At 56.0% G+C, this 25508-nt stretch carries 16 protein-coding genes; 7 read left to right on the forward strand and 9 right to left on the reverse strand.

From position 1 onward, the window contains the following. Nucleotides 1–133: 133 nt before the first annotated feature. The 5 genes from STH12_RS15115 to STH12_RS15135 form a co-directional block, all read right to left on the reverse strand. Nucleotides 134–805: a response regulator transcription factor gene (locus STH12_RS15115; protein WP_126168305.1), complete on the reverse strand. Its 672-nt coding sequence runs from the start codon at nucleotides 803–805 to the stop codon at nucleotides 134–136. A gap of 128 nt (nucleotides 806–933) precedes the next feature. Then, the gene (locus tag STH12_RS15120; RefSeq protein WP_126168306.1) at nucleotides 934–3210 is read right to left on the reverse strand and encodes a TonB-dependent receptor; all 2277 of its coding nucleotides are present in this window, start codon (nucleotides 3208–3210) and stop codon (nucleotides 934–936) included. Nucleotides 3211–3484: 274 nt separating this feature from the next. Next, nucleotides 3485–4432, reverse strand: a complete 948-nt coding sequence (locus tag STH12_RS15125; RefSeq protein WP_126168307.1) for an extracellular catalytic domain type 1 short-chain-length polyhydroxyalkanoate depolymerase — start codon at nucleotides 4430–4432, stop codon at nucleotides 3485–3487. Between the two features lie 126 nt (nucleotides 4433–4558). Then, nucleotides 4559–5224: a CoA transferase subunit B gene (locus tag STH12_RS15130; protein ID WP_126168308.1), complete on the reverse strand. Its 666-nt coding sequence runs from the start codon at nucleotides 5222–5224 to the stop codon at nucleotides 4559–4561. A gap of 9 nt (nucleotides 5225–5233) precedes the next feature. After that, a complete protein-coding gene (locus STH12_RS15135) occupies nucleotides 5234–5947 on the reverse strand; it encodes a CoA transferase subunit A (protein ID WP_126168309.1) in 714 nt (237 codons plus the stop codon). A 219-nt stretch (nucleotides 5948–6166) separates the two neighbouring features. Between STH12_RS15135 and STH12_RS15140 the strand changes: the two genes are divergently transcribed. Continuing rightward, a complete protein-coding gene (locus STH12_RS15140; RefSeq protein WP_126168310.1) occupies nucleotides 6167–6967 on the forward strand; it encodes a 3-hydroxybutyrate dehydrogenase in 801 nt (266 codons plus the stop codon). Nucleotides 6968–7089: 122 nt separating this feature from the next. On the opposite strand, the gene ssb is transcribed toward STH12_RS15140, so the two are convergent. Beyond that, nucleotides 7090–7806, reverse strand: a complete 717-nt coding sequence (gene ssb / locus STH12_RS15145; RefSeq protein WP_126168311.1) for a single-stranded DNA-binding protein — start codon at nucleotides 7804–7806, stop codon at nucleotides 7090–7092. Between the two features lie 35 nt (nucleotides 7807–7841). After that, complete coding sequence (locus tag STH12_RS15150; protein ID WP_126168312.1) at nucleotides 7842–9209, reverse strand: MFS transporter; 1368 nt, start codon at nucleotides 9207–9209, stop codon at nucleotides 7842–7844. 256 nt (nucleotides 9210–9465) lie between these two features. Here STH12_RS15150 and uvrA point away from each other — a divergent pair, with 256 nt between their 5' ends. From uvrA to STH12_RS15170, 4 genes are all read left to right on the forward strand, one after another. Continuing rightward, nucleotides 9466–12294, forward strand: a complete 2829-nt coding sequence (gene uvrA, locus STH12_RS15155; protein ID WP_126168313.1) for an excinuclease ABC subunit UvrA — start codon at nucleotides 9466–9468, stop codon at nucleotides 12292–12294. A gap of 24 nt (nucleotides 12295–12318) precedes the next feature. Beyond that, nucleotides 12319–13326, forward strand: coding sequence for a M28 family peptidase (locus STH12_RS15160; protein WP_164551223.1), 1008 nt, complete (start codon nucleotides 12319–12321; stop codon nucleotides 13324–13326). 208 nt (nucleotides 13327–13534) lie between these two features. Continuing rightward, nucleotides 13535–15439, forward strand: a complete 1905-nt coding sequence (locus STH12_RS15165; RefSeq protein ID WP_126168315.1) for a DEAD/DEAH box helicase — start codon at nucleotides 13535–13537, stop codon at nucleotides 15437–15439. A gap of 134 nt (nucleotides 15440–15573) precedes the next feature. Next, a complete protein-coding gene (locus tag STH12_RS15170; protein ID WP_126168316.1) occupies nucleotides 15574–18942 on the forward strand; it encodes an Ig-like domain-containing protein in 3369 nt (1122 codons plus the stop codon). A gap of 88 nt (nucleotides 18943–19030) precedes the next feature. Here STH12_RS15170 and STH12_RS15175 read toward each other — a convergent pair whose 3' ends face one another. Continuing rightward, nucleotides 19031–20992, reverse strand: a complete 1962-nt coding sequence (locus STH12_RS15175; RefSeq protein WP_237158633.1) for an alkyl/aryl-sulfatase — start codon at nucleotides 20990–20992, stop codon at nucleotides 19031–19033. A 364-nt stretch (nucleotides 20993–21356) separates the two neighbouring features. Here STH12_RS15175 and STH12_RS15180 point away from each other — a divergent pair, with 364 nt between their 5' ends. Then, nucleotides 21357–22307, forward strand: a complete 951-nt coding sequence (locus STH12_RS15180; RefSeq protein ID WP_126168317.1) for a TerC family protein — start codon at nucleotides 21357–21359, stop codon at nucleotides 22305–22307. 89 nt (nucleotides 22308–22396) lie between these two features. On the opposite strand, the gene STH12_RS15185 is transcribed toward STH12_RS15180, so the two are convergent. Continuing rightward, a complete protein-coding gene (locus STH12_RS15185; protein WP_237158634.1) occupies nucleotides 22397–23302 on the reverse strand; it encodes a dTDP-4-dehydrorhamnose reductase family protein in 906 nt (301 codons plus the stop codon). 228 nt (nucleotides 23303–23530) lie between these two features. Here STH12_RS15185 and STH12_RS15190 point away from each other — a divergent pair, with 228 nt between their 5' ends. After that, nucleotides 23531–25453: a metallophosphoesterase family protein gene (locus STH12_RS15190; RefSeq protein WP_126168319.1), complete on the forward strand. Its 1923-nt coding sequence runs from the start codon at nucleotides 23531–23533 to the stop codon at nucleotides 25451–25453. Nucleotides 25454–25508 lie beyond the last annotated feature (55 nt).

A 25508-nucleotide genomic window follows, 5' to 3' on the forward strand; every position in this document is an offset into this window, starting at 1 on the left:
GGCTTAATACAGGATTGATTAACGCAACGCTGCCCGAGGGCACACCCCGGGCGCAAACAAAAACAGTGGCCATATGCCACTGTTTTTTATCTGCTCTTTTTATCTGGGCTTTTTATGTTCTTAAGCGGTTTGCTCAGGCAGTCGCCGCCTGCTTGTCGCTGCTGGTGATCATCAATTGCTGGAACACCAGCCCTGCCTGGGTGCGATTGTAGACTTCCAGTTTCAGCAGTATGGCCGACACATGCTTTTTAACCGTGGTTTCCTTGATATTGAGATCGTAGGCAATTTGTTTGTTAAGGCGGCCATTGGCAATGCTGGCAAGCACTGTGTATTGCTGCGGCGTAAGCTGAGCGAGCTGCTTTGCCAGCCGCTGATGCTCTGCCGCCGTCTGTTGGTCGACATTGATGTCGGTGTTCTCCGGCAGCCACACTTCGCCATCGAGCACTGTGCCTATGGCATCGGCTATTTGATTGAGGTTGGCCGACTTGGGAATAAAGGCGCTGGCTCCCAAGTTAATGGCCTTACGAATGATGTCAGGCTGATCGTCCGACGACACCATTATCACCACGATATCGGGGAAATGGTTCTGTAGCAGAGTTAATCCGGTAAACCCTTCATTGCCCGGCATATGCAGGTCAAGAAATACCAGCTCAATATCGGGATGACTTTCAATAACCGAGATGAGATCCTGAAAGTTTTCGGCCTCCAGAACCTCTGCTGTATTTACATTTTTGAGAACAGCCTGAGTTAATGCTGTCCGAAATAGTGGGTGGTCATCTGCAATAGCCACTTTTATCTGAGACATAATCTGTTCCCTTTATTTTTAACCCAGTTTAATCCCATAAAGTATTAATGCCAGCTAAACATGTTACTCTGGAATAAATAACCGACTCAGGGGAGTCGGTTATTTATCAGTATCACTGGCATCAAACTCTAGAAACTGTAGCCCACGGTAAGAGAAATGGTTTCCGGATCGCCGTAATAGCCAATTAATGTATTGTCACCACCCAATCCTGGAATATAGCCACCGTTACCATCAGGCGTCACAAAGGCATAGTTACCCACCAGGTATTCTTCATCGGTGATGTTTTTCCAGTGCAATCCGGCAGTCCAGTGGCCATCGTTGCTGTACCAGTTCAGCCCCAGGTTCAGCAGACCATAACCGTCCTGGCTCAGGAGGTTATCCACTACAGCCAGGTCATAGTCGCTGCGGTAGTAGTAGTTTCCGTTTGCCACAAAGCTGCCGAAATCCGTGTCTATGTTGTAGCTGAAGCCCACGTTGGCCGTGGTATCCGGGGTGTTGGTGATGGTGTAGGTATCACTGATATCGATTTGATTCCCATCCGCATCGTAAGAAATCACCTCATCGAAGCTGGCATCGATAAGACCCAGGCTGGCGAACAGATTCAATGATTCAGTGGCAGCATATTCCAGCTCAAGCTCCAGACCCGATGCGGTGGAGGTACCAATGTTCCCGAGACGCTGATTGAGGTCAGCAGCATCTTCACCAGGCAGGACGGTTACGAACTGGCGATCTTTATGGTTCAGGTAGAAAGCCGTGGCATTGATACGCAGGTTATCGTTCCACTCGCTCTTTACACCAACCTCAAATGAATCAACCACTTCTGGGTCTACTGCCGGCTCAGGTCCGGTTGCCCTTGGGTTAAAGGTACCGGACTTGAAGCCCTGGGAGTAACTGGCATAGAGCATCATGTCGTCGTTCAGCTGATACTCAACTCCGACTCTGGGGGTGAATCTGGACCAGGTCTCTTCATCGTCGAGCACCTTGGGGATACTGGCTTCAATCTGGGCCTCATCCCGCACATAACCCGGATACCAGCCGGTTTCAGGATAGATGCTGTCGAAAATCACCCCGTTGTAAACGGTGGCATCCTTGGTCTCGCGGGTGTAACGGGCACCCAGGGTCAGCGACAGCTTGTCAGAAATGTCGTAGGAACCCTGAACATAAGCAGCATAACTTTCACTGTTGTTGCAGCCACTCACTTCACGGGTCAGACCGCCGTAAGCCTTGAAAGCCTCTTCCAGAATGGCATCGAACAGGCCGCAGGAGTCACCTTTAAAGTAATAGAGGCCAGACACCAGCTTGAGATTTTCACCATCATAGTTTGCCTGAAACTCCTGACTGAACTGCTCATCATCGTAGATGGCAGGCACATCGAAGATACGCAGGCTGGTGTTGTCAAAGTCGATGTTGGTGGGCGAATAGCTCTCACGGGATGAGGTGACTGACTTAAGGGTCCAGTCATCATTCAGGCCATATTCCAGCGTCAGCCCCCAACCTTCGGTTTCCACCTTGTTCCAGGTGGGCATGCTGGTATAGGAGTCGTACTTGCTGTCAGGCACGGGGGCATTGGTGAGCAGGCTTGGCAGAATACGATAACCACCTTTGGCGTTGGAATCGTCCTCTGTTTTGTCATAGGTCAGACGCATAAAGAGCGCATCTGTCGGGGTATATTCCAGACTGATACGGCCTGCCATCAGGTCTTTATTATAGTTTTCAGTGTCTTGATCGTTTAGCGCCGAAGTAACAAAGTCACCGTAACCGTCACGACTTAAACTGGCCACCGCAAAACCGAAATAGAGTTTATCGTCAACCAGGGGGTACTGGCCTGCTACCTTGAAATCACGCTGTGCATAGCTGCCCACAGTGGCGTTCAGGCTCAGCTCGGCATCGCCGCTCATCTTCCTGGTCACGTACTTAACCGCGCCACCTATGGTGTTTTTACCATAAAGGGTGCCCTGCGGGCCGCGCAGCACTTCGATGCGCTGTACATCGAGAATGTCCAGCACTGCGCCCTGTGGACGGGCAACATAGACATCATCAATATAGATACCGACCCCGGGCTCATAACCCCAGAGGGGATCCTCCTGGCCTACACCACGGATAAAGGCGGTGAGCGTGGAGTTGGTACCCCGACTCGCCTGCAGGGTGGTGTTGGGGGAAAACTGCTGAATTTCGGTCATGACATTGATGCCATTTTCAGCCAGATCCGTGGCGCTGACCGAGGTCACGGCAACGGGCACATTCTGCAGACTTTCCACCGTTTTGCGCGCCGAAACCTCAATGCGTTCCAAGGTGGCTTGCTTCTCCCCTGTGCTATTTTCATCTTCCGCAACAGCGTATTGTGCTGTCAGTGCAGATGAGATAGCTAAAGCAATGCAACTCATTTTAATAGTGTTCTGTTTCATACAGAGTTCCCGTTGTAGTATTTATTTTTAAAGGTTGGTACTTACTGCTATTTAAGTTCACATCGACTCTATAGCAGTTCCTAAAAAATTAAATCGGTACTATAGTAGTATGTGTTTTCAACCAGTTGTTTTTAAAATAATTCAGTAAAATAACGCAGTCATTTAACCACTGATAAAATTCAGCATCATATCAATGTAGAACCGCCAAACAGTAATAACTTCCGTATAAATCTGATAATTAAGATTCATTACCATCCATTTATTTTAATCAGCCCTACAACCCCCACGACCGAATAATTTCACCAACAGTACTGATGGGTGCCTTTAATAAAAAGTCCCCTTCTTTACCGCCATGCGCTATTGTGGGGTCCACCGCAATACCATGGCCCATGTTGTGAATTTCTATTAAGGAGACAAGCTCCTGGCCGTTAGTATCGGTCCAGCGGCTTATCCGATAATCGGTAAATTGTTCTACCCTTGGCGCTGTCTCCACACCGGATAACTGCACCCACTGTGCCGCCAGACTCCGGGCATTTTGTGGATGTACCACCGCATCTGTTGTGCCCGTCCAGATGCTGAGGGTCGGCCAGTGGGCTTGCTCGGGATGTAACTTGCGCACAAAGCTAACAAGTTCCTCATTGGATTCTGCCGGCCCTTTTTTCATGCAGGAAATGGCTTTGGTAAGGTTATCGGCACAGGGATATGGCAGGCCGGCTATCACGGCCCCGGCGCTGAAAAGGTCCGGATAATTTACCAGTGCCGCGCTGGCCATGGCACCACCGGCAGAGAGACCCACCAGATACACACGTTTGGTGCCGGTACTGGCCTGCGCCCGGGTAATCATGTTTTTCAGCGATAGCATTTCGCCGCTGTCAGCCTGGGTATCCTGCGGGGAAAACCAGTTGAAACAGCGTTTTACGTTATTATCAAAACTCTGTTGTGGTACCAGCACGGCAAATTGCTTCTCTTGGGCAAGGCCAGTTAACCCGCTGTTGTCAGCAAGCTCGATACCGTCCTGTACGCAGCCGTGCAGCAATACCAACAGGGCACTGCCGGGGTTAGTTGCAGGCGTATAGATTGAAGCCGTCAACGCCCCGGGATTAGCACCAAAGTCGTTAACCGGCTCAAAGACCAGGGCGGAAGCATGGGCCGCAACACTCAGAGAGAGACTGCAGCTTAAGACAGCCACGGCCTTAAGCGCCAACGAAGAGATTTTGAGCATAAAACAGGCTCCAACACAGAAATACAGACACTGCAAACTTGCGTAATTTGCTCCCGGCTGACAATGGCACTTTAGATCCAGAACAGTCCTGACCCACGCCACAGACACAAGCATTAGCTTCCGGACTTACCCCCGCTGAAAGCTCATTTCGGGCACATGCTCAGGCACCACCAACTCACCAGCCGTGAGTTTGATAATCTCTTCCACACTCACACCGGGGGCGCGCTCCAGCAGATGGAACTTCCCATCTTTAATTTCGATAAAGGCGAGATCGGTGAGCACCTTTTTGATACAGCCCTTACCTGTCAGCGGCAGGCTGCATTGGGTGAGCAGCTTGGATTCGCCCTGTTTCGAAGCGTGGGTCATGGTCACTATGATGTTGTCGGCCCCCGCCACCAAATCCATGGCGCCGCCCATACCCTTGATGAGTTTCCCCGGGATCATGTAAGAGGCGATATTGCCCTGGGTATCCACTTCGAAGGCACCGAGTACGGTTAAATCCACGTGGCCACCACGTATCATGGCGAACGACTCGGCGGAGTCGAACAAGGCCGCGCCGGTCGCCATGGTCACGGTTTGTTTGCCTGCATTGATAAGGTCGGGGTCAACTTCATCCTCAGTGGGAAAAGGCCCCATGCCCAGCAAGCCGTTTTCCGACTGCAGCATAACTTCCATCCCCTCGGGAATGTAGTTTGCCACCAGAGTAGGAATACCTATGCCGAGGTTTACGTAGTAGCCGTCTTTGAGTTCCTGTGCGACACGCTGGGCGAGTTGTTCTCTGGAAAGTGCCATGGTGAACTCCTATTGGCCTTGTGAAGAGGGACGTATGGTGAGCTGCTCGATGCGTTTCTCGAAACTGCCCTGGATCAATCTGTCGACGTAAATGCCGGGAGTGTGGATTTCATCGGGGTCCAGCTCGCCTGGCGCGACAATTTGCTCCACCTCAACCACGGTTACCTTGCCCGCCATAGCCGCCAGGGGATTGAAATTACGTGCCGTTTTACGAAAGACCAGGTTGCCATAGGTATCGGCTTTCCAGGCTTTGACCAGGGCAAAGTCGCCCTTGATGGATTCTTCGAGAATGTATTGGCGGCCGTTGAACTCTTTCACTTCCTTGCCCACGGCCACCTCGGTACCAAAGCCCGTTGCCGTGTAAAAGGCCGGGATACCGGCGCCGGCTGCACGCATTTTTTCCGCCAGCGTACCCTGGGGGGTCAACTCCACTTCCAGCTCGCCCGACATCATTTGTGCTTCAAAGTTGGCGTTTTCCCCCACGTAGGAGGCCACCATCTTCCGGATTTGTTTATCCAGCAGCAGAATGCCCAAACCGTATTCGGTTGTGCCGCAGTTGTTGGACACCACGGTGAGGTTTCGCGTGCCCTTGCGTTTGATTTCCTTGATGAGATTTTCAGGGATGCCGCACAGGCCAAAACCTCCGGCTATCACTGTCATCCCGTCTTCGAGTCCAGCCAACGCCTGTGCGTAACTGGTAACGACTTTATTCAATCCCGCCACAATCTGCTCTCTTACCCTGGGTGATGTGTGGCGCCTACTATCACCCAATTTTCGGAGTCGGCCTATGGTACTAAGGTCCCAAATAAAAGCCGGGCCCGTTGCTCTATTCTGGGGGCATCAATCGCGAGCTTGTCGGCCAGGATGCACGCGCCTCGCGCGCGAAAAATGTCGGTCTGGCGGCTTTGCATCACATGCACAGAGTAACGGGAGACACCAGTGATGTCGGGTGGACAACGGAGTTTAGAAGGCAAGGTTGGGCTTATCACAGGCTCCACCAGTGGGATTGGCCTGGCCACGGCTCAGGTACTGGCCGAGCAGGGTTGCAACCTGATATTGCATGGGCTGTTACCAGAGGATGAAGGCCAATCCCTGGCGGCCGATTTTGCGGCCCAATACGGCATTCGCACCTTTTTCAGCAATGCTGACTTGCGCCAGCCAGAGAGCATCCACCGCTTTATGGCCCAAGGCACAGAAGCCCTCGGCAGCATAGATATTCTTATCAACAATGCCGGAATTCAGCACACCGACTCAGTGGCCGATTTCCCGCTTGAAAAGTGGAACGATATCATTGCGATAAATCTGTCTTCTGCCTTTCACACCATACAGCAGGCCGTGCCCGTCATGGCGCAAAAACGCTGGGGCCGGATCATTAATATCGCCTCGGTACACGGCTTGGTGGCGTCGGTAAATAAGGCTGCCTATTGTGCTGCCAAGCACGGCATTGTGGGCCTGACCAAGGTGGTTGCTATCGAATGCGCCGAGCAGGGCATTACCGTTAATGCCATCTGCCCCGGCTGGGTCGATACCCCCCTTATCAACAAACAGATAGAGGCCGTCGCCAACAGCAAAGGGCTGGACTATCACGAAGCCAGATACCAATTGGTCACCGCCAAACAACCGCTGCCGGAAATGCTCGACCCTAGGCAAATAGGGGAATTTGCGCTGTTCCTCTGCAGTGATGCTGCCCGCGGCATCACCGGGGCCTCACTCGCCATGGACGGGGGCTGGACGGCCCAGTAACCCGGGGCCAGTTCAGCAAGAGGCTTGGGCATTGGCACTGGATTGCCCAAAAACAAAAGCTCCCTGATGGGAGCTTTTTTAATTCTGACCTTTTGATTCAGACCAAGAGTTAATGGACTGAATTAGAACGGGATATCGTCGTCCCAGCCGTCATCCAAATCAGGCGTATAGTTCTGCTGCTGTGGCTGTGGCGCCGGACGCTGCTGTGGTGCCTGCTGTGGCTGGTAAGCTGGAGCAGACTGCTGAGGCTTACTCTGGTAACCGCCCTGCTGCTGTGGCGCCTGTTGGCCATAACCACCCTGCTGCGCTGGCTGAGCCTGTTGTGGCTGCTGATAACCGGCCTGCTGTGGCTGCTGCGCTGGAGCGCTGTAGCTTTGCCCTGCGGCTTGCGGCGCAGGTGCGTATTGGTTTTGAGCAGGAGCGCTGTAACCGCCCTGAGACTGGCCACCCTGAGACTGTCCGCCCATCGGTGCGCCCTGGCCCTGACCCTGGTTGCGACCGCCAAGCATTTGCATGCTGCCGCCCTGATCCACAACCACTTCGGTGGTGTATCTGTCCTGACCGCTCTGATCTTTCCACTTACGGGTTTGCAGCTTACCTTCCAGGTAAACCTGAGAACCCTTGCGCAGGTATTCACCGGCGATTTCAGCCAGTTTGCCGAACATCACTACGCGGTGCCATTCGGTACGTTCCTGCTGCTGACCTTGGTTGTCTTTCCAGGACTCACTGGTGGCGACCGTGATATTGGCTACCGCATTGCCGTTTGGCATGTAGCGCACCTCGGGGTCTTGCCCCAGGTTACCCACCAGAATCACCTTATTCACACCACGACTGGCCATTCAATCTCTCCTGAAATTCTACGTATAAAACCGAGTTAATTTGCTGAGCCTAACACAGCTCTGGCTTCTCTTAAATCGAAATGCTCGTCCACTTTGAGGTAAGCGACTTTTTCTTCAAGCACCACAATGGCTTCGGCCACACCAGCCAATTCCGATAGCTTGCTGGCCATCTCGCGGGCCTGTTCACGGCCTTCCACCTGGGCCTCGAGGGTGTAGCTCTTAAGCAGCACCGGGTTCTTCATCCCCAGGGTGAGAGCCAGCCACAGCGCCATCAGCACCAGCGCCGCCACAAACACGCCCACAGCGCCCAGCAGCTGGAAAGCACCGCCACCCAGAATACCGCCGCAGAAAGCGCCGAGGAACTGACTGGTGGAGTAAACCCCCATGGCCGAGCCCTTTTCGCCCACCGGGCAAAACTTGGCAATCAGGCTGGGCAGCGAGGCTTCGAGGTAGTTAAAACCGGTGAAAAACAGCAGCACCGCGAAGGCCAGTAGCCACAGATTATCGGCAAACAGCGCCATCACCGTAAGCGACAGCATCATGATCACCAGCGCCACCTGGAACATGCCTTTGGTGTTCTTGCGCTTCACGCCGATGATGATCAGCGGCACCATCAAAAAGAAGGCACCGATAAAGGCCGGGAAATAGAGCATCCAATGCTTTTCTTTGGCAAGACCTGCATCTACCAAATCCAGTGGCAACGCCACAAACACCGCTGTCAGTACCAGGTGCAGAATAAAGATGCCGGCATCGAGGCGAAACAGCTGCGGATCTTTCAGCATACGCATCAGCTTGGCAGGTGCCGCCAGGGTGTCACCCTTGGGCGCCTGATGCACAGGGTTTGGCACCAAAAGCTGTACTATCGCCATGCCAAGCAGTGCCAGTCCCGAGGTCATAAAGAACAAACCCGACAACCCCATATGCTCGGCCACCACAGGGCCAACCAGCAGCGACAACGCAAAAGAAAACCCAATGCACATGCCGATAATGGCCATCACCTTGGTGCGCTGTTCATCGCGGGTCAAATCCGCCGCCAGCGCCAGCACGGCGGCGGCAATCGCCCCCATGCCCTGCAACGCCCGGCCACAGACCACGCCATAAATGCTGTCGGCCGACGCAGCCACCAGGCTACCGAGGGCAAACACCAATAAACCGATAAGAATAATCGGCTTACGGCCAAATTTGTCCGACAGAATACCCATGGGGATCTGCAGCAGCGCCTGGGTTAAACCATAGGCGCCAATGGCAATACCCACCCACAGGGGCGAGAAGCCTTCGAGGTGCTGCCCGTACAGAGCAAACACCGGCATGATCATAAATAGACCCATCATTCGCAGGCCGAACACGCTGGCCAGCGAAAAGGCGACTTTTTTCTCGGTGGCGGAAAGACCGCTTGTAGCCATGACTGAAAACCTTGATTCAAGAATGCACCGGGGGCGCGCATGGTAGCACAGCGGCCATACTCCCCCAAGTCGGCGTTCCGGCGAATGGGACGCCGGAGGTGAAAATTGTCACGATTGTAAATTTGATCCCCGCCGCTGGCAAAGGAGTATTGCTGATATCGGTAAATCCCTTGTCAGCAGACAAAGGCTGAGCTGTAGTTTCAGGCGCAAATTATGCGATACTGATGGTCTTTTTTCCGGCGTTTAGAAGTGGCAGATGGACAAGATTGAAATCCGCGGGGCCCGCACCCACAACCTCAAAAATATCAACCTGACTATCCCCCGTGACAAGCTGATTGTCATCACCGGGCTCTCGGGTTCGGGCAAGTCGTCACTGGCGTTCGATACCCTCTATGCCGAGGGCCAGCGCCGCTATGTGGAATCCCTGTCTGCCTACGCCCGCCAGTTTTTGAGCCTGATGGAAAAGCCCGATGTGGACCATATCGAGGGCCTGAGCCCGGCGATTTCCATCGAGCAGAAGTCCACCTCCCACAACCCACGTTCCACTGTGGGCACCATCACAGAGGTGTACGATTATTTGCGTCTGCTGTTTGCCCGTGTTGGTGAACCGCGCTGCCCGACCCACGGCCAGCCGCTGGCGGCCCAGACGGTGAGCCAGATGGTCGACAAGGTACTGGAGCGCCCCGAAGGCGAAAAGCTGATGCTGCTGGCGCCTGTGGTCAAGGCCCGTAAGGGCGAGCACGTTAAACTGCTCGACAGCCTCTCGGCCCAGGGCTATATCCGCGCCCGTATCGATGGCGAGGTGTGCGATCTGTCCGATCCGCCAACCCTGGATCTGCATGTGAAGCACACCATCGAAGTGGTGGTGGACCGCTTTAAAGTCAAAGCGGATATGCAGCAGCGTCTGGCAGAGTCGTTCGAGACCACCCTTGAGCTGTCCGGCGGCCTCGCCGTGGTGGCCAGCATGGAAGAAGGCTCAACCGAGGAACTGATTTTCTCCGCCAACTTCGCCTGCCCACACTGTGGTTATTCGATGGCCGAGCTGGAGCCGCGGATTTTCTCCTTCAACAACCCGGCCGGTGCCTGCCAAACCTGTGATGGTCTTGGCGTGCAGCAGTTTTTCGACCCCGAGCGGGTGATAGTCTCCGATGAGCTGTCACTGGCGGGCGGTGCCATCCGCGGTTGGGACAGACGGAATTTCTATTACTTCCAAATGCTTACTTCGCTGGCCGAGCAATACAACTTCGATGTGGAAGCCCCCTTCAGCGAGCTGCCTGCCAAGGTGAAGAAAATCGTGCTCTACGGCTCAGGCCGTGAGGACGTGGCCTTCCGCTACGTAAACGATCGCGGCGATGTGGTGGTGCGCAAGCACCCCTTCGAAGGCATTCTCAACAACATGGACCGCCGCTACCGCGAGACCGAGTCCAACACGGTGCGCGAAGAGCTGGCCAAGTACATCAGCAATCAGGCCTGTAGCAGCTGTGGCGGCTCGCGCCTGCGTGAAGAAGCCCGCCATGTGTTTATTGAAGATCTGAACCTGCCGACCCTGACTCACTGGTCCATCGGCGAGGCCATGGATTACTTCAACCAGTTGGAGTTTGATGGCCAAAAGGCGCAGATCGCCGAGAAGATCTTAAAAGAGGTTCGCGATCGTTTGGGCTTCTTGGTCAACGTCGGCCTGAACTATCTGAGCCTGGCGCGCTCCGCCGAAACCCTCTCCGGCGGCGAGGCCCAGCGTATCCGTCTGGCCAGCCAGATTGGCGCCGGTCTGGTGGGCGTGATGTACGTGCTGGATGAGCCCTCCATCGGCCTGCATCAGCGGGACAACGAGCGGCTACTCAATACCCTGACCCACCTGCGGGATCTGGGCAACACAGTGATAGTGGTGGAGCACGACGAAGACGCTATTCGCATGGCTGACCACATCATCGATATCGGCCCGGGCGCCGGTGTTCACGGCGGTGAAGTGATTTGCGACGGCGACCTTGCCGCCATCACCGGCTGCGAGCACTCGGTCACGGGTCAGTATCTGTCCGGCAAACGCAGCATTCAGGTGCAAGGCGGCCGCTCCGAGATGGACCCAAGCAAGGTCATCGAGCTTAAGGGTGCCCGAGGCAACAACCTCAAAAATGTTGATTTGACCGTGCCGGTTGGCCTCTTTACCTGTGTGACCGGGGTGTCCGGCTCGGGTAAATCCACCCTGATTAACGACACCTTCTTTAAGATTGCCCACCGTGAGCTCAACGGCGCCACCGTGGATGAGCCGGCGCCTTACGATGAAATCAAAGGCCTGGATCAGTGTGACAAAGTGGTGGATATCGACCAGAGCCCCATTGGGCGCACCCCGCGCTCCAACCCCGCCACCTACACCGGCATCTTTACGCCTATCCGTGAACTGTTTGCCGGCACCCAGGAGTCACGCTCACGGGGTTATCAGGTGGGCCGCTTCTCCTTCAACGTGAAGGGTGGCCGCTGCGAGGCCTGTCAGGGTGATGGCCTTATCAAGGTGGAAATGCACTTCCTGCCGGACGTGTATGTGCCCTGCGATTCCTGTAAGGGCAAGCGTTACAACCGCGAAACCCTGGAAGTGAAATACAAGGGCAAAAACATCCATGAAGTGCTGCAAATGACGGTGGAAGATGCCCGCGAATTTTTCGATGCTGTGCCCGCCATCGCCCGCAAGCTGCAAACCCTGATGGATGTGGGTCTGTCCTACATTCGCCTCGGTCAGAGTGCCACTACCCTGTCGGGCGGTGAAGCCCAGCGGGTCAAGCTCGCCAAAGAACTGTCGAAGCGCGATACCGGCAAGACCCTGTACATTCTCGATGAACCTACCACCGGCCTGCACTTTGCCGACATTCAGCTGCTGCTGGACGTACTACATCGCCTCAAGTCCCACGGCAACACCATAGTGGTGATTGAGCACAACCTGGATGTGATTAAAACCGCCGACTGGATTGTGGACCTTGGGCCGGAAGGCGGCTCCGGCGGCGGCACCATTCTGGTGGCTGGCACTCCGGAGCAGGTGGCAGAGCATCCCGTGTCACACACGGCGCGCTTCTTAAAACCGCTGCTCAAGAGGTAACAGACGATGGCACAGGGAGGTGGCATGTCATACATGAAATGGAGTTTGGCGCTGATTGGTGGCCTGCTGCTGGCAGGCTGCAACAGCACGCCCCAGTGCCGGCGGGATCTGAGCCCCAACTGGATCAATCTGGAGCAGGTTCAGGCCGACGTCAGCTATCTGGCATCAAAGGAGCTGGAAGGCCGCAAGGCGGGCTCTGAAGGCTCGCTGCTGGCGCGCCGCTATCTGGCAGGCCGTTTTGCCGACATAGGCCTGCAGCCGCTGGCCGCCGATTTAACCCCATACCCTCTGCCCAGCACCGGCGCAGTAAACCAAAACCAATCACCCTTTTTTCACCCTTTCAGCTTTCAGCAGCTGTTTTCCAGCGTTGAAGGGGTGAATGTCATCGGCATCTTACCCGCAGCCGCACCCAGCCAGCGCTGGCGGGTGATACTGGCCCACTACGATCATCTAGGGAAGCAGGGCTCAAAGCACTTTGCTGGCGCCGATGACAATGCTTCCGGGGTCGCGGCCTTGCTGGCACTGGCCGCCGAGGCGACGAAAGATCCCAGTCGCCCCGCCGATCTGAATCTGCTGTTTGTAGCCACAGATGCCGAAGAGCTGGGGCTGTTTGGCGCCAGGGCGCTGGCCGAGAAAATGACGGCCCTGGGGCTTAGCCCCGAACTGGCGCTTAATCTTGACATGGTCGGCCATCCGGGTCGCCCCTACGCCATCTACATGGAAGGTGGCCGCAATTTTGCCAATCCCGATGAAATCAAAGCAGTTATCGAGCGAAATGGTCTTTGTGCCCGTTTAAGCCATTCGCGGCTGGAGCGGGACGGCAGCGCCGGTCGCATCAACTATCTTAAGGCCTCGGATCACTACCCATTTCACAAGGCTGGCGTGCCCTGGCTCTACTTTGGCGTACCGCCCCATCCCCAGTACCACTCGGTGGACGATACCCCCGATCGGCTCGACTTTGGCTTTCTGGCCGCAACGGCCGAAGCCGTGTATCCCTTGCTGTGGCAAGCCCTGACTCTCAGCCCTGAATAAGGCCAATTGTTAAACATTTGTCATTTTGCCCTTTTGGATACAAAACACAGCTAAAAGGGTCAAAAATGATAATTTCGTGGCCAGAGTGCTGAAAGGCTGCTATACTCTGGCGTTTTCGGATTCGGAACGGGAAATCGACACGGGGTTGGTTTTCTGGTCTGTCTAGTGAATCAACAAGCGCTTCCATGCGCACCCAAAGGCGTTATCCATGTCATCCAATGAAAAAACTTTCCGTGAACTCGGTCTGACCGAGTCCGTTCTGCGTGCCCTTGACGAGCTGGGTTATGAAACCCCTACGCCGATCCAGGCCGCCAGTATTCAGCCACTGATGTCTGGCCAGGACATCCTGGGTCAGGCACAAACTGGTACCGGTAAAACCGGCGCCTTCGCCCTACCACTGCTGTGCAGTGTCGACGCCGAGCTGAATGCCCCGCAAATTCTGGTTTTGGCCCCTACCCGCGAACTGGCGGTGCAGGTTGCTGAAGCCTTTACCAGCTATGCCAAGCACATGAAGGGTTTCCACGTACTGCCAATCTACGGCGGCCAGAGCATGTATCAGCAGCTCCAGGCCCTGCGCCGTGGTCCACAGGTGGTTGTGGGTACCCCAGGCCGTGTTATGGACCATATGCGTCGTGGCACCCTGAAGCTCGACTCTCTGAAAGCCCTGGTGCTGGATGAAGCCGATGAAATGCTGAAAATGGGCTTTATCGACGATATCGAATGGATCCTCGAGCACACCCCAGAGAGCCGCCAGCTGGCGCTGTTCTCGGCCACCATGCCTGAGCAGATCAAGCGCGTTGCCAACAAGCACCTGCGCAACCCGGTGAACATCAGCATCGCCGCCAGCCACACCACAGTGGACTCTATCGAGCAGCGCTTTGTGCAGGTATCCCAGCACAACAAACTCGAAGCCCTGGTACGGGTACTGGAAGTGGAAAACACCGAAGGTATCATCATCTTCGTGCGTACCCGTAACTCCTGCGTGGAGCTGGCTGAGAAGCTGGAAGCCCGTGGCTATGCCGCATCGCCTCTGCACGGTGATATGAACCAGCAGGCCCGTGAGCGCGCCGTTGATCAGCTGAAATCCGGCAAGCTGGATATTCTGATTGCCACCGACGTGGCCGCCCGTGGTCTGGACGTTGAGCGTATCGGCCACGTAGTTAACTACGATATTCCTTACGATACCGAAGCTTACGTACACCGTATTGGTCGTACTGGCCGCGCCGGTCGTACCGGTATGGCAATTCTGTTCGTGACCAGCCGTGAAATGCGCATGCTGCGCACCATCGAGCGCGCCACCAACAGCCGTATCTCCCCGATGAAGGTGCCAAGCCCTGAGTCCGTGGCCGAGCGTCGTCTGTCTCGCCTGGGTGAGCAGGTTGCCGGCATCCTCGCCAACGAGCACCTGGACTTCATGAAAGGCGCCGTAGCACAGCTGTGTCAGCAGCTGGAAGTGGATACCGAGCAGCTGGCAGCCGCCCTGCTGCATCAGGTGCAGCTGGAGCGTCCGCTGCAACTGCCTGCCATGCACGAGCGTCAGCGTGACAACTTCGACGAGCGCACCGGTCGTGGTGAGCGCGGTGAGCGTGGCGATCGCGAAGGCCGTGGCGAACGTCGCCGCGACAACCGTCCTCTGCCTGGCAACCTCGGCAGCGCCGATCCGCTGAAAGACAATCCGGACATCAGCATGAAGCGCTACCTCATCGATGTGGGTCGTGACCACAACGTGGGTGTGGGCAACATCGTGGGCGCCATCGCCAACGAAGCCAACATCGACAGCCGCTACATCGGCCAGATCCAGCTGTACGATGCGGTGACTACCGTTGACCTGCCAGACGGCATGCCAAAAGAAGTACTGCAGCACCTGAGAAAAGTGCGTGTATGTGGCAAGCCACTGAACATCCGTGAAGTGAGCGCCGACGGCAACGACGAGATCCCGCAAAGCAACGGTCCTGTCCCCAAGCGTCCACGCAAGCCTGCCGGTGAGCGCGGCGATCGCAAGTTCAACGACCGCGGTGGCGACCGTGGAGATCGTGGCGACCGAAAGTTTGGCGAACGTAAAAACTTCGACAAGAAGCCGGATCGCAAACCACGTCGTCCAAAGGAAGACTAATTTCCTGCTGACCTAATGAAAGCCACCTTCGGGTGGCTTTTTTGTTTCCTGGGTACAGATTTGGCGTATTTTGACAGGTGTTCTACGTTTAAAGCATCAGAACCAGCAAGGATGCATGACAAGCGGAATACTGCATGCATCACGGCGTACCACCTATTATTTTGCTGTTTTTATTGCTGTTTCTCGGCGCCTGCACCGGTGGCGAGACCGCCACGCCGCTGCTCGTCAACGAAGCGCCCCCCGCCGCCCCCCAGGCCGCACCTGTCACCCTGAGCCTCACGCCGCTGGTTGCCGACACCCAGGTTGGCCAAACCCTGACTGTCGATGTATCGGCCGCCGTACAAAGCAATGCTGACTGGCAGCTTGTCCGGGCCGCCGCCAAAGATAACCTCAGCCAGGTACTGACCACGCAGGAAAAAAGCTTCAGCGTAAAGGCAACTGCTGCCGGGCTGTCTCAGGTGGAATTTCAGGTAAGCGCCGCAGGCATGGCCACCAGCGCCATGCTGTATGTGGCCATCAGCGCCCCGGATAATCAGGCACCGGTGGCTGCCAACAAGGCGCTGACCACCGACAGCAACACCCCGGTCAGTGTCGATTTGGCCAGCCTGATAAGCGATCCCGAGAGCGATAGCCTCAGTATTCAGTCGCTGCTGCAAACAGCTGAGCGCTTCAGCCTCGATGGCTTTGTGCTCACCTTTACCCCGGCGGGATTTGTCGGCACAGACGCGGCCAGTTATGTGGTGGAAGATGCCAGGGGCGCCCTGGCGGTGGCGCAGGTGGTGGTATCCAGCAGCGATGCCACTGTGCGAATCAGCAACACAGCGCCAACGGCCAAAGACTATCAGGTTGCGATGGACAGCGCCGAGGTTCTGACCATCGACCTCGAAGCGCTTGGCTTGATTGCCGACGTAGACGGCGACAGCCTCAGCTTAAGCCTTTATGGCGGCAACGCCCGCGCCGCTGTTGATGGTCTCAGTATTCGCTACACCCCCGCAGGCTTTGTGGGCACCGAAGAGCTGGTGTATGTGGTCAGCGACAACCAGGGCGGCAGCGCCATTGCGACCATTCGGCTGCTGGTGTCGGACAATACTCCGGCCAACACGCAGCCGCTGGCTGGCGATCTGAGCCTGAGTATCTCGCTGGCACAGGTGCTGGCATCCGCAAGCCAGACCATAGATATCAGCGCCATTGTCAGCGACGCCGACGGTGACGAGCTGACCCTCTCCAGCCTTTACGGCAGCCTGAATACGGCACTGATAAGCTCGGCGCTGACCATCGATTATCACGCCTCGGCCGATACCGCCAATGACAGCCTGGTGTATGTCATCAGTGATGGCCGCGGCGGCCTGGCGCAGGGCACGATATACATTGCCATTGCCAATACAGCACCGACTGCACAGGCGATAAGCGCCAGCGTCGATCCCTACGCCGGTGGCAGTATCGGCATCGATTTGAGCCTCTACACCTCTGACTCCGATGGCGATACATTAACGCTGTCGCATCTGGACTCGCCAACAACGCCCTCCACCTTAAGCGCCTCGGGACTAATGCTCACCTTTACCCCCAATGGCTACGTAGGCACCCAGTCACTGCGCTATGAAGTCAGCGATGGCCAGAAGTCGGCTACCAACCTTCTCACCCTGGTGTCCGCCTCCACTGCCAGTCTCAGTGCCAATGACATCAACCTTGCTGCCATTGCCATGGACGCCGGCCAGCAGAGCATTGATGTGTCAGCCTATGTGTCCAACAGCAGTGGTCGCAGCATGCGTCTGGTTTCGGTCAGTGGCGCCGGCTTTGGCACCACGGCCCTGTCGGCATCGCCGCTGACGTTCTACTACACCCCGAGCGATATCAGCTATGGCGATGAAACCCTGACTTACCGGATAACCGATGATGAGGGCCATTTTGCCGAGGCCAATGTCAGCATCAGCCTGACGGCACCAACAACGCCGGTGATCACGGCTCTGACCCTGAACTACGCGGGCAGCATCAGCGCCAGCCTCAGTTGCAGTGACTGCGACCATCCCGGCAACAGCAGCTTCCAGTTTGAGGTTGACGGTCTGCCGGTCAGCGGCAGCAACAACAGCTACAGCCCCCAGGGCGATGACAAAGACAAACGCACAGGCGTGGTCGCCACCGTGAGAAACCGCTACTGCAATACCGACAACACCGGCGTCAACGGTGGCAATGCCTGCCGATTTGCCCGTGGCCAAACCATCATAGAGACCAGGTATCCGAAGACCATCAGCTCATCGCTGCGGGCCCATGCGGCGCTAAGAAGCGACGGCTCAGTGCTGTGCTGGGGCAACAGCGGTAATGGTGGCGATTGCAGCGCGGTGCAAAGTGACTTAGTGGATATCACCGCCATCGCCCATACCGACTGGGCCTTTGCGGCGCTGAAAACCGACGGCACTGTGGAAGTGTGGGGTAATACCCTCTATGGCGGCGACAACTCGGCCGGGGCTAAAGCGCTCAGGGTAGATGTGGCCAAAATTTATGGCAATGAAGTGGCCTTCGCAGCGGTGAAAAACGACGGCACAGTGGTGACCTGGGGCAATGTCGGCGACGGTGGTAACAGCGCATCAGTGCAGTCCAGCCTTACCGATGTTGAACACATCAGCGCCAGCGCCCGCGCCTTTGCTGCCCTCAAAGGCGATGCCAGCGTTATCAGCTGGGGCAATGCCCTCTATGGCGGTGACAGCAGTGCGGTGAGCGCCGATCTGGTGTCAGTCAAACAAACCCAAGCCACCCTGTTTGCCTTTGCCGCGCTTAAATACGATGGCACTGTGGTGGCCTGGGGCGATACCACCAATGGCGGCGATGCCAGTGTCGTGCAGGCGCAGCTGACCAATGTGGCTGCTATCTATCCCAACTGGCGCGCCTTTGCTGCCGTTAAAGCCGACGGCAGCGTAGTCACCTGGGGCAATTCGCTCTATGGCGGCGACAGCAGCAGTGTCTCGGCCCAGCTGACCAATGTGGTCAGCATCGCGCATACCACCCACGCCTACGCCGCGCTGAAAGCCGACGCTACCGTGGTCACCTGGGGCGCCGCCAGCATTGGTGGCAACAGCGCCGCCGTACAGGCTCAGCTTATCAATGTGGAGTCCATCGCCAGCACCCAGGGCGCCTTTGCCGCCATCAAAGACGATGGCTCAGTGGTCACCTGGGGTTCGGCCGCTGCCGGAGGCGACAGCTCGGCCGTGCAGACTGAGCTCACCAATGTGGTCAGCATTACCGGCAACGAAGGCGCCTTTGCCGCCCTCAAGGCCGATGGCTCAGTGGTCACCTGGGGTAACGCGGTCGATGGCGGTGACAGCAGTGCGGTTGCGGGCCAATTGGTGGCAGTCGAAAAGCTCTATGCCAACAGCCGAAGCTTTGTCGCCCTCAAAGAAGACGGCAGCCTGCTCAGTTGGGGCGATGCCACCCGGGGCGGCGACAGCAGTGCCATTCAATCGCAAACCCTCTCTGCCACCACGGTTTACACCGAACTCGCCTTGCCCTGATGCCAGTCAGACGTCAGTTGGCTTGCACCATAAAAAAGCCCGGCACAGGCCAGGCGTTTTCTTGGCTGATGCAGCGCTCAGACTTTGGTTATGGCGTCACTATGTTGAACCAGAAATTGAAGTTATCCAGCATGCCGGTAAACTCCTTGAGGCTCGCTTCACTGCCGGTCAGGCTCACCTTGCCAGCCTTCACCATGTCATCAATGCTGCCCTTGCCGAGCTGAATATCATCCAGCACCACCTTATCGAGCGTCACCGACACATCGCTGGTTTTACACTGACGCTCGGCATAGTTGAGTACGGCATTTTTCACATTCAGGCAGAAATCACGTTTAAGATCCTTAAAGCGGATCTCGAGCGTCAGGTTCTTACCGGCGGCTTTATCGCTGTTGAGGCGCACCGCAAAGTAGTCAAACACCATCTCTGGGGTCATGGCGCGGATAATGTCAGGGCTGGCGGTATTTACTCCGCCCGAGGTTGGCACCCCGTTTCTGAGCTCAAACGCCCCCTGCAAATAGACTGAGCGCCAGGGGCCAGACTCTGCCTGATAACCCAGCTGCTCAAAACTGTCGGCCAGCAGATTTTTGGCCTGGGTATTACCGGGCTCGGCAAACACCAGTTGCTTCATCACCTCGGCCACCCAGCGGTACTCGCCCTTGTCGAAGTCGGCTTTGGCCTTTTTCAGCATGGCCGCACTGCCGCCCATGTAGTCGACGTACTTTTTAGCGGCGTCTTCCGGCGGCAGATTATTGAGATTGGCAGGGTTGCCGTCGTACCAGCCCATGTAACGCTGATACACGGCGCGGGAGTTGTGTCTCAAGGTACCGTAATAACCGCGGGTCGCCCAGTTGCGCTCAAGTTCCGGCGGCAGCTTAATCATTTCGGAAATCTCGCTGCCAACATAACCCTGGTTCATCAGGCGCACAGTCTGGTCGTGGGTGAATTTGTAGATATCACGCTGTTTTTCCATGTATTCGACAATTTTGTCGTTACCCCACAGCGGCCAGTGGTGGCTTTGGAACTTCACTTCCACGCCGGGCATAAAGCTGTCGATGGTTTCGTTCAAAAAGCCAGACCATTTGAGCGCATCCCGCACCTGGGCGCCACGCAGAGTGAGGATATTGTGCATGGTGTTGGTGGTGTTCTCGGCCATCCACAGCGCCTTGAAATCCGGGAACAGGGTATTCATTTCCGCCGGAGCCTCAGTGCCCGGAGTCATCTGGAATACCATTTTCACGCCATCGATATTCAGCTCTTCGCCGGTCTTTTTGATTTCGATGGTCGGCAGCAACAACCCAGCCGCACCTGTGGAGGTGGTTTGCCCAAGGCCGCCATTGACACCGCCCTGCGGATTTCGGGGCAACAGGGCGCCATACATGTAAATGGCGCGGCGGGACATGGCATTACCGGCAATCACGTTTTCGCTGACTGCGTGCTCGGTAAAGTGCTCAGGGGCGATAATGGCTACCTTGCCTGCGGCTACGTCGGCTTCACTCACCAGGCCGCGCACCCCGCCAAAGTGATCCACATGGCTGTGGCTGTAAACCACGGCTTTCACCGGAAACTTGCCGACGTTCTCACTTATCAGTTCGTACGCCGCCTTGGCGGTTTCGGCGGAGATCAGCGGGTCGAACACAATCCAGCCGGAATCCCCCTTCACAAAGGTGATGTTGGATAAGTCGTAGCCGCGCACCTGATAGATGCCCTTGGTGACTTCAAACAGGCCATGGAGCATGTTCAGCTGGGCATTACGCCACAGCGACGGGTTAACAGTGTCAGGCGCAGCGGCATCCTGGGTAATGTAGGTTTTGTACTGCTCCAAATCCCACACTGGAGCACCATTGTCGCTGGTAATGGTCACCTTGGCCGGTGCGGCGATAAAGCCTTTACGGGCATTATCAAAATCTGACTTATCTTCAAAAGCCAGGGCATCCTTAACCGCCTGATTGATGGCTTTGGTCGATGGGGTTGCAGGCTTTGGTGCCTCGGCCGCCGCAGTTAACCCGGTTACACACGCCAGCAGCATGCCCATGCCGATCCGCATATCCATAATGCACTCCTTAAATGATTGAAAACAGGTGCTACGGCTAACCTGCATCTGTTCAGACTAGCTCAATAGCTGCTCCCAACAATCGCCTGAAGGTGCTACTTTTTTAACCATTATGTAGCAAATTGCAGCCTTCGGACTATTTTTCATCTGGCCTCTGGCGCGGCCTGTTCGGCACTGTTACAGTAGGCGCCAACAAGGGGAGTAACTTCTCGCTGGTTTGTCGTCATGACGGTGCTTTGCACCCGGCAACCAGGCAGCCATGGGGGGCTGTAAGTGAGACCTTGCCGACGGGCAAGGTGTATCTCCAATTCAGAGCAGCTTGTGCCGTCCGGTACAGGCTGTTTTTGTTTTTGGAGCTTTACTCATGGAAACCTGGTGGTTATGGGCCGCGTTTGCGGCCATAGTGCTGACCCTCTTGTGGGTCGATATCAAATTTGTGGGCGGCAAGAGTCATAAAGTCTCGATGAAAGAGGCGCTGACCTGGTCGTTGGTGTGGTTTGTGGTGGCCATGGCGTTCAACGCCGGTGTTTGGGCCTGGTTCGATTACTCGGTTGGCCGTGAAATTGCCAACGACAAGGCGCTGGAATTCCTGACAGCCTATGTGATTGAAAAAGCATTGGCGGTGGATAACGTCTTCGTTTGGTTGATGATTTTCTCTTACTTTGCCATTCCACCCGAGCTGCAACGACGGGTGTTGTTGTACGGGGTGCTTGGCGCCATTGTGATGCGTGCCGGCATGGTGTTTGGCGGTATCTGGCTGATTAATCAGTTCCACTGGCTTTTGTATGTATTCGGTGCCTTCCTGGTATTCACCGGCGCCAAGATGCTGCTGACCGCCGATAAGGAAACCGACCTTTCCACCAATCGTGGATTGATTTGGCTTCGCAGCAAAATGAAGCTCACTGAGCATCTCGAAGGTGAGCGCTTCTTTGTGCTGCGTGAAGGGGTTAAGTACGCCACACCGCTGTTTTTAGTACTGATTTTGGTGGAGATAAGCGATCTTATCTTCGCGGTGGACAGTATCCCGGCCATCTTCGCGGTGACGACCGATCCCTTTATCGTGCTCACCTCCAATATCTTCGCCATCATGGGCCTGCGAGCCATGTACTTCCTGCTGCAGGGCGCGGCCGAAAAGTTCAGCCTGCTCAAATATGGTCTGGCTATCATTCTGGTATTTATCGGCTTCAAGCTGATGCTGATTGATGTGTTCCACCTACCTATCGGCATCGCCCTTGGGGTGGTGGCAACCATATTGGTGGGCTCCATGCTGCTGAGCCTGTGGGTGAACCGCAATAAGCCCACCAGGTTTGAATAACTCTCAGCCGTGGCTGGAATGTGAGATATGTGCAAAAGGGGCCTAATGGCCCCTTTTCATTGACGGTAATATGTCTATTCACCGCAAGCTTAGTTGCCAGCCCTGGCAAGCGCCGCCGCCGAGGCTGCAAGCGCTTCGGCCGCCGCCACTTTGAAAGGCCGGGTCTTCAACAGCCCCAGCGCCTCGAGCCGCTTGCAGCTCAAGGTACAATCCTTTGGCCGTTTGGCGGTATCTGTTGGACTCGACTGGGCAATCAAATGGCCGCTGTCTTTACCCAACACCTCAGCCAGTGCCACTATCATGCCGTGCTTGGTCATGGTTTCGGCGGCACTGAAATGATAAATGCCGTTGATGGCCTCGCCTGCGAGATGCTTGCCAATCATGCCATCGATGGCATCGGCAATATCCATGGTGGAGGTAGGTCTGCGCACGGCCCAGTCATCCACCCCTTGCTTTTGATAATCCAAAAGCTGCTCAATCAGCACCAGCACCGCCGACTCACTCAGGCGCTCAACTTCACCATACAAAATGGGCAGCCGTAAAATGGCTGACTCAGGGAGCAGCCGCGTGACTGCCTGCTCACCCATCAGCTTGGTTTCACCGTAAAAATTGACTGGATTGGGCGCGGCATCTTCCGCATAGGGCGCCTCAGTGCCATCGAACACATAGTCGGTGGAGATATAAATCAGCCAGGCGCCACACGCCTTGGCCGCCTGACACAGCGCCTCAGTGGCCGATAGGTTCAGCGCCTTGGCCGCATCGGGATTTTGCGCTGAGACATCGGGTCTTCGCTCGGCGGCGCAGTGCACTATCACCTGAGGTGCAATCTCGGCAACCGCCGCTGCCACTGCGTCGGCATCGGTTAAGTCCAGACGGGCAATGCCTTCGGCGGCGCGGCTGAAGCCTGTGCCTGTGACTGTGTGGCTGGCAGACAATGCCCTGACCACAGCGCGGCCAAGCAGCCCTGTAGCACCCGTTACCATGATGTTTGCCATAAACTCCCCTATGAATCCCATTTACTCAGGGAAGGCGCGAACAAGTCGTCGCACCTTCCTTAGACAAAGAATGGCCAAAGCCTAGCATGGCAAGCCCAGCCTTTACATCAGCTTACGATTAAATACCCCGGGGCTCTTGTGGCCGCAGCAGGCTTTTTTTACCCTTGAGGCAGTATTTGTTCGCCGTCAGTCAGGCGCGCCGCATCGAGGTATTCTTAAACCACATCCATGGACAGCAGCCAAGCACCACTCTCACTCCCAACTCTGATTGCCGGCCCTATTGTTCGTCACTGTGACCAAAACACCCTGACACTCTGGCTGGTCAGCTCGCGCCCCCTGAACGCCCCCACGCTTACCCTGAATGGCGAAAATTATCAGCCACATATTGATGAAATCCCTCTGGGTGAAGCGGCCTGGATGTATCTGCTCAGAGTCACTGACGACGAACTGCTGCCCGAAGGTAAGCGCATCAGCTACGATCTTGTCGAGAGCGACCACAGCCTGCTTGGTGAACTGGATGGTCTGACCTATCCCGGACACGACCTGCCCAATCTTATCCCGAGCCGAAATATTCATTCGCTGCTCCATGGCAGTTGCCGCAACCCGCACCACCACAGTGGCGATGCCCTGGTGGCCGCCGACACCCTGTTGGCCCAAGCCAATACAGAACGCCCGGCGCTGCTGATGCTAAGCGGCGATCAGGTTTATATCGACGATATAGCCGGTCCCATGGTGTATGCCATCAAGCAGGTGATTGAATTACTGAAACTCCGCCAGGAAGACTTTGTCGGCGCGCCGCTGACTGGCAGTGACGAGATTGATTACACGCCCGCCAACATGTACCAGAGGTACAAAGGGCTGTTGCCCCACACCCAGTACCCGGCCAAAACCGCGCTGTGGCGCTGGTATATCAATCATCCAATTTTCACCTCTTCCATTGCCGACAACCATCTGGTGAGTTTTGCCGAAATGTCGGCGCTGTATTTGCTGGTGTGGTCGCCGGAGCTGTGGCAGCTGATTGATATTCCCAAATCACCCCAGGGACTTGGCGGCAAACGCCTCACCCAGTGGCAAAAGGAGTGGGATCACCTGCTGGCGTTCAGGGCCGGGCTCGCTCAGGTCAGGCGCCTGATGGCCCACCTGCCCACTTACATGATTTTTGACGACCACGACATTACCGACGACTGGAATCTCACCGCCAAATGGGAAGAGGCAGCCTATGGTCATGCCTTTTCCAAACGTATCATCGGCAATGCCCTGCTCAGCTACACCCTGTTTCAGGCCATAGGCAATGCGCCGCAAAAGTTTGATGCTGTTATCGCCGACCTTAAGGCGCTGCTGGCGCAGCCGAGGCTAGAGGCACAGGGCGCGTCCAGCGAGGATACGTCCGCAGACGAGAGTGCATCGATAAGTCAGGATACTTTGATACACAAGTTACTGAGATTTGAGGACTGGCATTTTCATCTGGACACCAGCCCCAGACTGGTGGTGCTGGACACCCGCACCCGCCGCTGGCGCAGCGAGTCCAATCTCGCCAAGCCGTCGGGCTTGATGGACTGGGAAGCCCTGATGGACTTTCAGCAGCAGCTGATTGGCCAGGAGAAGGTGATAATCGTCTCGGCTGCGCCCATGTTTGGCGTCAAACTGATTGAAGCTGTGCAGCGCACCGCGACTCTGCTCGGCGGCTCATTGTTGGTGGATGCCGAAAACTGGATGGCGCATCCCGGTGCCGCCGGCGCCCTGCTGTCGATGTTTATGCACCGTAAAACCCCGCAGGAGTTCATTATTCTCTCGGGGGACGTGCACTATTCCTTTGCTTACGATGTGCGTATTCGTTTCCGTCACGCCAGCCCCAATATTTACCAAATCACCTCCAGCGGCATTAAGAATCAGTTTCCTGAAAAACTGCTGCCCTGGTTCGATAAACTCAATGGCTGGCTCTATGGTTATTTCTCGCCGCTGAACCTGTTCACCAAGCGGAAACGTATGCTCATTCGAGGCCGCAGGCCCAATGGCGAACGCAGTAAACGGCTGGTCAATCAAAGCGGCATTGGTTTGGTGCATCTGTCAGATTCAGGCGCTCCCAGCCGTATCGCGGTGCTGCATGCCGACATGAGCGAGACCGAGTTCCTGCCGCCTCGTGAGCACTGACAAGACCGCCTTAACGCTCTGAAGTAGGTGATGGTTCAATGAAAAAGCCCTGCAA

Origin of the sequence: Shewanella khirikhana (assembly GCF_003957745.1) — a bacterium.
Lineage (GTDB): Bacteria > Pseudomonadota > Gammaproteobacteria > Enterobacterales > Shewanellaceae > Shewanella > Shewanella khirikhana.

Bases quoted from the DNA above. Each gene is read 5' to 3' on its own strand.
- STH12_RS15175 (WP_237158633.1), bottom strand. From the start codon at position 20,992: ATGGATATGCGGATCGGCATGGGCATGCTGCTGGCGTGTGTAACCGGG.
- STH12_RS15170 (WP_126168316.1), top strand. From the start codon at position 15,574: ATGCATCACGGCGTACCACCTATTATTTTGCTGTTTTTATTGCTGTTT.
- ssb (WP_126168311.1), bottom strand. From the start codon at position 7,806: ATGGCCAGTCGTGGTGTGAATAAGGTGATTCTGGTGGGTAACCTGGGG.
- STH12_RS15130 (WP_126168308.1), bottom strand. From the start codon at position 5,224: ATGGCACTTTCCAGAGAACAACTCGCCCAGCGTGTCGCACAGGAACTC.
- STH12_RS15185 (WP_237158634.1), bottom strand. From the start codon at position 23,302: ATGGCAAACATCATGGTAACGGGTGCTACAGGGCTGCTTGGCCGCGCT.
- STH12_RS15125 (WP_126168307.1), bottom strand. From the start codon at position 4,432: ATGCTCAAAATCTCTTCGTTGGCGCTTAAGGCCGTGGCTGTCTTAAGC.
- uvrA (WP_126168313.1), top strand. From the start codon at position 9,466: ATGGACAAGATTGAAATCCGCGGGGCCCGCACCCACAACCTCAAAAAT.
- STH12_RS15160 (WP_164551223.1), top strand. From the start codon at position 12,319: ATGTCATACATGAAATGGAGTTTGGCGCTGATTGGTGGCCTGCTGCTG.
- STH12_RS15120 (WP_126168306.1), bottom strand. From the start codon at position 3,210: ATGAAACAGAACACTATTAAAATGAGTTGCATTGCTTTAGCTATCTCA.
- STH12_RS15115 (WP_126168305.1), bottom strand. From the start codon at position 805: ATGTCTCAGATAAAAGTGGCTATTGCAGATGACCACCCACTATTTCGG.
- STH12_RS15140 (WP_126168310.1), top strand. From the start codon at position 6,167: ATGTCGGGTGGACAACGGAGTTTAGAAGGCAAGGTTGGGCTTATCACA.
- STH12_RS15190 (WP_126168319.1), top strand. From the start codon at position 23,531: ATGGACAGCAGCCAAGCACCACTCTCACTCCCAACTCTGATTGCCGGC.
- STH12_RS15150 (WP_126168312.1), bottom strand. From the start codon at position 9,209: ATGGCTACAAGCGGTCTTTCCGCCACCGAGAAAAAAGTCGCCTTTTCG.
- STH12_RS15180 (WP_126168317.1), top strand. From the start codon at position 21,357: ATGGAAACCTGGTGGTTATGGGCCGCGTTTGCGGCCATAGTGCTGACC.
- STH12_RS15165 (WP_126168315.1), top strand. From the start codon at position 13,535: ATGTCATCCAATGAAAAAACTTTCCGTGAACTCGGTCTGACCGAGTCC.